At 70.3% G+C, this 9,228-nt stretch carries 6 protein-coding genes; 2 read left to right on the top strand and 4 right to left on the bottom strand.

Going from position 1 to position 9,228, the window contains the following annotated elements:
- Positions 1-330 precede the first annotated feature (330 nt).
- Positions 331-2,787, bottom strand: coding sequence for a PAS domain S-box protein (locus MTBSS4_RS19135; RefSeq protein WP_173984962.1), 2,457 nt, complete (start codon positions 2,785-2,787; stop codon positions 331-333).
- 133 nt (positions 2,788-2,920) lie between these two features.
- Here MTBSS4_RS19135 and MTBSS4_RS19130 point away from each other — a divergent pair, with 133 nt between their 5' ends.
- Both MTBSS4_RS19130 and asnB read left to right on the top strand, forming a co-directional pair.
- Positions 2,921-4,537, top strand: coding sequence for a tetratricopeptide repeat protein (locus tag MTBSS4_RS19130; RefSeq protein ID WP_173984961.1), 1,617 nt, complete (start codon positions 2,921-2,923; stop codon positions 4,535-4,537).
- Between the two features lie 46 nt (positions 4,538-4,583).
- On the top strand, positions 4,584-6,494 hold the full coding sequence (asnB, locus tag MTBSS4_RS19125) for an asparagine synthase (glutamine-hydrolyzing) (protein ID WP_173984960.1): 1,911 nt from the start codon (positions 4,584-4,586) through the stop codon (positions 6,492-6,494).
- Between the two features lie 9 nt (positions 6,495-6,503).
- Here asnB and recR read toward each other — a convergent pair whose 3' ends face one another.
- The 3 genes from recR to MTBSS4_RS19110 are packed head-to-tail and all read right to left on the bottom strand — an operon-like array spanning position 6,504 to position 9,203.
- Positions 6,504-7,097: a recombination mediator RecR gene (gene recR / locus MTBSS4_RS19120; RefSeq protein WP_173984959.1), complete on the bottom strand. Its 594-nt coding sequence runs from the start codon at positions 7,095-7,097 to the stop codon at positions 6,504-6,506.
- Between the two features lie 7 nt (positions 7,098-7,104).
- Positions 7,105-7,428 carry a YbaB/EbfC family nucleoid-associated protein gene (locus tag MTBSS4_RS19115; protein WP_173984958.1) on the bottom strand — a complete coding sequence of 108 codons (324 nt, stop codon included), beginning with the start codon at positions 7,426-7,428 and terminating at the stop codon, positions 7,105-7,107.
- Complete coding sequence (locus tag MTBSS4_RS19110) at positions 7,425-9,203, bottom strand: DNA polymerase III subunit gamma/tau (RefSeq protein ID WP_173984957.1); 1,779 nt, start codon at positions 9,201-9,203, stop codon at positions 7,425-7,427. The genes MTBSS4_RS19115 and MTBSS4_RS19110 overlap by 4 nt, the downstream gene beginning before the upstream one ends.
- Positions 9,204-9,228: the final 25 nt, after the last annotated feature.

The raw sequence follows: 9,228 nt of genomic DNA, 5'->3' as shown, positions 1-9,228 counted from the left end.
CTCACCACCTTGCACAATACAGGGTAAGGTGGTGCCGCGTCAATATACAGTGTTCACCTTACAAGGGCAAAACGGGGGGTTGCCATAATAAATATACAAGAACGCCAAGACAATATCGCCATAAACATATGCAATATCAGGTTGATTTGCTAATATGGGCGTCTCCAGATAACGCAAAATTATAATGCGATGCGTTTATATCTGTGGCACTTCCTGTGAAGTTCCGGTGGAACATTGATAAATCTGGTCGGATGCTCCCGCCCGCCCGTGGGCGTCCGAATCAAGTTGGCCGCCGACGGAAAATATCCGGCAATGTCTTGGGCGGCGGCCTCACTCCGGGGCGGTGTCGACGGCGGTTCCGGGGGCGTCCGGCAGGGAGAAGCGGAAGACGCTGCCGTGATGGAGCCGGGATTCCACCCACAGGCGGCCGCCGTGACGCTCGACGATCTTCTTGCAGATGGCCAGGCCGATTCCCGTGCCGGGATATTTCTCCCGGGTGTGCAGGCGCTGGAACACCAGGAAGATTCTGTCGAAATATTGGGATTCGATGCCGATGCCGTTGTCCGAGACGGAAATGGTCCAGCCGCCCTCGTCCCTGGCGGCGGCGACCGCGATTTCCGGCGGCCGGCCGGGGTGGCGGTATTTGAGGGCGTTGCCGATCAGGTTCTGCAACAGCCGCATGATCTGGGCCCGGTCGCCGGTCAGGCGCGGCATGGGACCGACCTCGATCCGGCCGCCGGTTTCGGCCAGGGCGGCGGCCAGATTGCGTCTCACGTCCTCCATCACGCCGGCGATGTCGAATTCGACGAAGGCCCCGCCCAGCCGCTCGACGCGGGAATATTCCAGCAGGTCCTGGATCATCCCCTGCATGCGCTTGGCGCCGTCCACCAGGAAGGCGATGAACTCGTCGGCGTCGCTGTCGAGGCGGCCGCGATAGCGGCGCTCGATCAGCTGGGCATAGCCGGCGATCATGCGCAGCGGCTCCTGGAGATCGTGGGAGGTGACGTAGGCGAACTGCTCCAGCTCCTTGTTGGAGGCGTCCAGCCGGGCCAGCAGCGTTCTGGTCCGGGCTTCCATGGCGCGGCGCTCGCTGACGTCGCGGCAGATGAACAGCAGGCAGGGTTCGCCGCCGACCTCGATGGGCTGGGCCGAGATCAGGACGGTGATGGCGGAGCCGTCCTTGCGCCGCAGCCGGGTCTCGAAATCCTCGGCCTGGCCGTCGCGGGCGACGATTTCCACGAGCCGGGCGCGGTCGCCGGGATCGGCCCAGACCCCGAGATCATGGGCGGTACGCCCCATCAGTTCCGCCTGATCGTAGCCCAGCATCAGGCAGAAGGCGCGGTTGACGTCCACATAGGCGCCGCCGGCTAGGGTGGAGATGGTCAGGGCGTCGGGGCTGCCGCGAAAGGCCTTGGAGAATTTCTCCTCGGACAGCCGCAGCCGCCGCTCCGCCTCCTTGGCGGCGGTGACGTCCTCGAAGGTGGCCACCAGATCGACCTCGCCCAGCATGGAGGCGCGCCCACGCACCCAGCGCAGGGCGCCGCCAGGGGTGCGGACGCGCAGTTCGGCGGAAAACTCGCCCCCCTGAGCCAGCGTGTCCCAGGCGCCGGCCACGGCGGGGCGGTCCTCGGCGGCGGCGAGGTCGAACCAGCGGGCGCCCAGCACGTCCTCGGGGCCGCGTCCGACGATTTCCAGCCAGCGGGGATTGGCGTAGAGGCAGGTTCCGTCCAGCCCCGCCTGGACCACCCCGACCGGCGAACGGTCGCTGAGCCGGCGAAAGCGTTCCTCGCTGGCGGCCAGGGCGGCCTGGGACCTCTGGCGCTCGGCCTGTCCGCGCGCCGACAGCGCCGCCAGTCCGGTCAGAACCAGCGCCAGGGTCAGCCCGATTCCCCCATGCAGCCAGATGTCGCTCCGCCACCGGTCCAGCGCCGCCCCGGTCCGCACTCCCACCGTCACCACCAGGGGGTAGAACTGCAATTGCCGATAGGCGGTGACGCGGTCGGCGCCATCGGTGCGTCCGGTTCCGTGCAGCACGCCCTGCGGTCCCTTCGACAGGCTGCGGATCACCTCGCCATCGCCCAGCCAGCGGCCGATCCACTTGTCCGGGTCGGGCACGCGGGCCAGCACCGTGCCCTCGGTCCGCAGCAAGGTGGCGGTGCCGCCGGAAGCCGGGCGGATGATGCCAAGCTGGTCCTCGAACGCCCGGGGATCGACCGTGATGGCGGCGATGCCGAGAAAGTCGCCGGACACGCCGCGCAGGGGGCGCGCGATGAATACGGACATCACCGGTTGAATCCGGCTGCGCAGGGGGGGCGAGATGTACAGCGGCAGATTGGCGTCGGCCTTCAGGGCGGTAAAGTACTCGCGGTCGTGAACCTCGATCCGGGGCATGCCGGCCAGGGTGCTGTGGGTGACGGTTCCGGCGGCGTCGGTGACGAAGGCGTTGCGGATGAAGGGCATGTGCTTCATCCGGCTGTTCAGCAGAGTGTTGAAGGCGGCCCTGTCCACGGCGTTGCCGCCATGGGCGAGGTCGGCGATCTCGCCCAGCAGCAGATCGATGCCGCGCACCATGCCGGTGATATGGTCTTCCGCCACCCGGGATAGGACCGAGGTCTGGGTCTTGATCTCCTCGATGGAGTCATGGCGGCTGCTCCAGATCTGCCAGCCCGTCAGGGCCAGGACGCAGACGACCGCCAGGGCCGCCGCCGACCGGACGCGACCGGCCGGCCTGACCGCCTTCGGGTCGGAACGCTTTCCGGAAGATCCGGGTGTCTGTCGAATATCCATTACGCCAAAAGCATAGGATATTTCGTATCCGACCACAACGATGGCGGGATTTCGATTCATCCCCGGGCCTGGACACGGAGGCCGGATCGTGCCCCAATAAGGATATTCCATCCTGAAGAACAGTCGCCCCGTCATGGCCAGACAATCCGCGCAAAATGTGGGAGAGGCCTTCGCCCACGCCATGGCGACCTGGGAGGCCGGCAATATCGCCGAGGCCCGGCGGCTGGCCCGCCGCATCGTCGATTCCGCGCCGGAATTCGGCGGCGCCCATTACCTGCTGGGGGTGATCGCCCTGGGGCAGGATCAGGCCCGCAAGGCAGCGGAGCACCTGTCGCGGGCGGTGGCCGCCGATCCGGCCCAGCCGGTGCCGCGCCTGGCGCTGGCCCGCGCCCTGGAGGCCCAGAACAGCCTGCATGCCGCCATCTTGCAGTACCGCGCCGTCCTCGCCGCCGCCCCGATGCATGTGGAGGCCGGCGCCCGTCTGGCCGAATTGCTGGGCCGCACCGGCAAGATCGACGAGGCCGTCGACCTGTGCCGCCGGACCATCGCGGCCTCGCCCCATCACGCCGAGGCCCTGTTCACCCTGGGAACCCTGCTGCATCGCCAGGGCAACGACGCCGAGGCCGCCCGCCATCTCGAACAGGCGCTGGCGCTGCGTCCCGACTGGGTGGCGGCGCTGCACAACTACGCCCTGGTGCTGCGGTCGCTGGGGCAGGCGGAACGGGCGGTGGCGATTCTGGGCGGCGCCCTCGACCTGTGCCGGGATCATGCCGGCAGCCGCGCCAATCTGGCGGGGGCGCTGCGCGATCTTGGCCGGCTCGACGAGGCGCGAATCCAGGCCGAGCGCGCCACCCGGCTGAATCCCCGCGATCCCGCCGGCTGGCTGGAACTGGGGCTGATCCGCGACCGCTTGGGAATTCCCGAGGGGGCGGCGGCGGCGTTCGAGCGCGCCGTCACCGCCGCCCCCCAATCGGCCGAGGCCCATTGGTGCCTGGCCGAGGCGCGGCGCGCCCTGGGCCAGCCGGCCCGCGCCGCCACCCTGTATCGCCGCTGCCTGGAACTGGACCCCGACGACCGCCACGGCGCCGCCCTCGGCCTGGCCCAGGTCACCGCCGCGCCGCCGCCGGAACGGGCGCCCGGCGCCTATGTCCGCCAGCTGTTCGACGATTATGCCGGAACCTTCGACGCCGCGCTGGTGGACAAGCTGGGCTATCGCGCCCCCGCCGTGCTGGCCGAGGCCCTGGGCCGGGTTCTCGGCGGCCGGACCGGCCTTGCCGTGCTGGACGCCGGCTGCGGCACCGGCCTCGCCGCGGCGGTGCTGCGGCCGCTGGCGGCGCGGCTGGACGGAATCGACCTGTCGCCGGCCATGGTGGACAAGGCCCGCCAGCGCCACCTGTACGACCGGTTGGACGTGGGCGAGCTGGTGCAGGCGCTGGCCGGCCGCGCCGGCGGCTACGATCTGGTGGCGGCGGCGGACGTGCTGGTCTATTTCGGCGAGCTGGCGCCGGTGATGGCCGCCGCCCATTCCGCCCTGCGCGACGGCGGCCTGTTCGCCTTCACGGTGGAGCGGGCCGACGACTGCGCGTCCTACGTGCTGGGCGCCAAGAACCGCTATGCCCACGCCGTCGAGCACATCCGCGACCGTGCCGCCGCCGCCGGCTTCGACGTGGCGGTGATGGAGCCCGCCGTCACCCGCCGCGAGGCTGGGGCCGACGTTCCGGGGCTGGTGGTGGTGTTGCGAAAGATCTGACGGGCCGCTACTGTCCTGCCCGGCTTGACCTCAAGGACGGGCGCTCATGTGCGGCTTTGCCGGCTTTCTCGATATCGGCGGCGCCACTCCCGGCCGGGAGGCGGCGGTGCGCGCCATGGCGGCGACGCTGGTCCATCGCGGTCCCGACGACGACGGGGTCTGGGTTGACGACGAGGCGGGAATCGCCCTGGGGTTCCGCCGCCTCGCCATTCTCGACCTCGGCCCCCAGGGCCATCAGCCCATGGTGTCCCACGACGGCCGCTGGGTGGTCAGTTTCAACGGCGAGATCTACAATCACGCCGCCCTGCGGGCGCGGCTGTCGCCGGCCATCGCCTGGCGCGGCCATTCCGACACCGAGGTGCTGCTGGAGGCGGTGGCCGAATGGGGAGTGGCGGCGGCGGTGGCGGCGTTCGACGGCATGTTCGCCTTCGCCCTGTGGGATCGCCTGACCCGAACCCTCACCCTGGGTCGGGACCGGTTCGGCGAAAAGCCGCTGTACTGGGCGGAATGCGGCGGCAGCCTGCTGTTCGGCTCCGAATTGAAGGCCCTGGCCGCCCATCCCGCCTGGGACGGCGCCATCGACCGCGATTGCCTGGGCCTTTACATGCGGCTGGGCTGGATTCCGGCGCCCCATACCATCCATGTCCATGCCCGCAAGCTGGAACCCGGCTCCCTGATGACCGTCGTCGGGGGGGATCGGCGCATCGCGTCCTATTGGTCGGCGGGCGAGCGCGCCGCCGCCGTCGAGGGCGGTTTCGCCGGCGATGCCGGGGCGGCGGCCGACCGGCTGGAGGACTTGCTGCGCGCCTCGGTCCGCCTGCGCATGCAGGCCGACGTTCCGGTGGGGCTGTTCCTGTCGGGCGGCATCGATTCGTCGCTGACCGCCGCCCTGATGTGCCAGGAGGCCGGCGGTCCGGTCCATTCCTTCACCATCGGCTTCGACCAGTCGTCGCTGGACGAAAGCCCCCATGCCCGCGCCGTCGCCCGCCATCTTGGCACCCGCCACGTCGAGGTGCGCGTCACCGATGCCGAGGCGCTGGACTTGGTGCCCCGCCTGCCGCAGGTCTATGACGAACCCTTCGCCGACAGCGCCGCCCTGCCCACCTGCCTGCTGGCCCAGGTGACCCGGCGCGACGTGACCGTGGCCCTGTCGGGCGACGGCGCCGACGAATTGTTCGGCGGCTATGGCATCTATCGCTCGATCCCCCGGGACTGGCAGGCCCTCGCCCGTCATCCCGTGGGATGGCGCGCCCCCCTGGCCGGGGCCGCCCGCCGGCTGGCCGGACCGGCCGAGACGCTGGCCGGACTGGCCGCCGTCCTGCGCAAGCGGCGCAGCCATCCCGGCCACCGGCTGGGGCGGATCGCCGAACATCTGGAGGCGGACAGCCTGCCCCGGCTGCTGGGGCTGCATTATTCGCGATGGCGGGGCATGGACTCGCCCGTGCCCGGCGCCCGGCCGCCTGCCTGCCTGTTCGATGGGGAAAGTCCGGCGGTGAACGATCCCGCCCTGGCCACCATGGTGCTGGACGTGCTGGGCTATCTGCCCGACGATTTGTGCGTCAAGACCGACCGCGCCACCATGGCCGCCTCGCTGGAGGCCCGGCTGCCCTTCCTCGATCCCGCCATCGCCGAATTCGCCTGGAGCCTGCCCACCTCCCTCAAGATCGAGGGCGGGACCGGCAAGGCGGTGCTGCGCCGGGTCCTCTACCGCCATGTGCCGCGCGCCCTGGTGGACCGGCCCAAGATGGGGTTCGAGGTGCCGTTGCGCCGCTGGCTGGCCGGGGCGCTGCGGGATTGGGCCGACGACCTGCTGTCCGAGGACCGGCTGCGGCGCCAGGGCTGGCTGAACGCTCCGCTGGTGGCGCGCTGCTGGCGCGAGCACCGTTCCGGCGCCAAGAACTGGCAGACCGAGATATGGCACGCCCTGATGTTCCAGGCCTGGCTGGAGCGGGGCTGAAGCCCCCGGTCAGAAGCGGCGCCGCGCCCGCAACGCCGCGGTGATGGTGCCGTCGTCCAGGTGGTCCAGTTCGCCGCCCACCGGCACGCCGTGGGCCAGCCCGGTGACGCTGACCCCGCATCGGGCCAGCCGCTCGGCGATATAATGGGCGGTGGTCTGGCCCTCGACGGTGGCCGGCGTGGCGAGAATGACCTCGCCGACGCGGCCGTCGCCGGCGCGTTCCACCAGCCGGGCGATGCCCAGGTCCTCCGGCCCGATTCCGTCCAGCGCCGACAGCAAACCGCCCAGAACGGCATAGCGGCCCTTGAAGCTGCCGGTGCGCTCCATGGCCCACAATCCGGCCACGTCCTCGACCACGCACAGCAGCGAGTCGTCGCGGCGGGGATCGGCGCAGATGGCGCAGGGATCGATGGTGTCGAAATTGCCGCAGACCGAACAGGCGCGGACCCTGGCGGCCGCCTCGGCCAGGGCACCGGCCAGGGGGATCAGCAGGGTTTCCCGCCGTTCCACCAGACGCAGGGCGGCGCGCCGGGCCGAACGCGGCCCCAGTCCCGGCAACCGCGACAAAAGCTGGATCAGGCGCTCGATCTCGGGTCCGACCATGACAGGCTCAGAACGGCAGCTTGAAGCCCTCGGGCAGGGTCAGGCCGCCGGTCAGCTTGGCCATCTCCTCGGCCATCAGGGCTTCTGCCTTGGTCTTGGCGTCGTTGAAGGCGGCCAGCAGCAGGTCTTCCAGCACCTCGACGTCGGAGGGATCGACCAGGGACGGATCGATCTTGACCTTCTTCATCTCGAACTTGCCGTTGAGGGTGACGGTCAGCATGCCGGCCCCGGCCGAGCCGGTGACCTCGATCTCCTGCATCTTGGCCTGCATCTCGCCCATCTTGGCCTGCATCTGCGAGGCCTGCTTCATCAGATTTCCAAGGTTCTTCATAGGTCCTGCTCTCCGGGAAACATCTCTTCGTCCATCTCGGCGACGGGTTCACCGTCCGCCGGCGGGGAATCGGGCGCCGCTTCGGGCTCCAGATCGCGCACCACCTGGATGGTGGTGCCGGGAAAGGCGGCCAGCACCGCCTTGACCAGCGGCAGTTCGGCGGCGTCCTGGCGGCGGCGCTGCTCGGCGCCGATTTCCTGCTCGGCCAGGGTGGGCTGGGCGGGATCGGCGGCGTTGACCGACACCGTCCAGCGCCGGCCGGTCCATTCCGACAGCAGCCGCGCCACCTTGGGCGCCAGGTCGGCGGCGGCGGCGGCGTGCTGGCGCCATTCCAGGCGGCCGGGCTCGAACGACACCAGGTTGACGTGATTGCGCAGATGCATGGCGACGACGCCTTCCCGCTTTTCGGCGAACAGGGCGGCCACCTCGGCGAAGCCGGCGGGCATGGCGGGAAGCCGGGCCGGCTGCGCCGCCACGGCCGGCTGCATCTTCAAGGCGGTGGCGCCGCCCCCGCCATTTCCGCCCACATGATGGCCGGCGACGGCATCGGCGGTTCCGCCGGCGAATCCGCCGCCGCCCGCCGGGCCTCGGGGAGGCGGCGGGGCCGGATTGGCGCGAATTCGCTCGACCAGCTCGGCCGGGGTGGGCAGTTCGGCGGCGTAGGCGAGGCGCACCACCGCCATCTCGGCCGCCTGGAGCGGATTGGGGGCCGAACGGGTCTCGGCCAGCCCCTTCAGCAGCATCTGCCACGCCCGCGTCAGGGCGGCCAGCGACAGCGAATCGGCCATCTGGCGGCCCTTGACCCGCTCGGTCTCGGACACGGTGACGGCCTCGGCGGCATCGGGAGTGACCTTGAGGCGGGTCAGCCAATGCACCAGTTCCAGCATGTCCTGCAACACCACGCCGGGGTCGGCGCCGGCGGCGTACTGGTCGGCGGTCTGGTCCAGGGCGGCGGCGATCTCGCCCTTCATCACCGCGTCCAGCAGGTCGAACACGCGGGCGCGGTCGGCCAGGCCCAGCATGTCGCGCACCTGGGTTTCCGACACCTGGCCGGCGCCGTGGCTGATGGCCTGGTCCAGCAGCGACAGGCCGTCGCGCACCGAGCCGTCGGCGGCCCGCGCGATCAGGCGCAGCGCCGCCGGTGCGATCTCGGCGCCTTCCTTTTCCGCGATGGCGGCGAAATGGGCGGCCAGCACCTCCATCTCGACCCGGCGCAGGTCGAAGCGCTGGCAGCGCGACAGCACCGTGACCGGTATCTTGCGGATCTCGGTGGTGGCGAAGACGAATTTCACATGCTCGGGCGGTTCCTCCAGCGTCTTCAGCAGGGCGTTGAACGCCGCCGTCGACAGCATGTGGACCTCGTCGACGATGTAGATCTTGTAGCGCGCCGAGGTCGGGCGATAGCGGACGCTGTCGATCAGGTCGCGGATGCCGTCGACGCCGGTGCGGCTGGCGGCGTCCATCTCCAGCACGTCCACATGGCGGTCCTCGGCGATGGCGCGGCAATGCTCGCACGCCCCGCAGGGCTCGATGGTGGGGCCGCCCCTGCCGTCGATTCCGATGCAGTTCAACGCCCGGGCGATGATGCGGGCGGTGGTGGTCTTGCCGACGCCGCGCACCCCGGTCAGGACGAAGGCGTGGGCCAGCCGCCCGGACTGGATGGCGTTGGACAGGGTGCGCACCAGCGCGTCCTGGCCGATCAGTCCGGCGAAGTCGGTCGGCCGGTACTTGCGGGCCAGGACGCGGTAGGGAACGGGGGCGGGGCTGTCGATCATGGCGACAAGATATATCGCGCCGCCG

Source organism: Magnetospirillum sp. SS-4, assembly GCF_902729425.1.
GTDB lineage: Bacteria > Pseudomonadota > Alphaproteobacteria > Rhodospirillales > Magnetospirillaceae > Phaeospirillum.
Note: the sequence above shows the minus strand (reverse complement) of the source record. Positions and strands in the feature narration are given on the sequence as shown.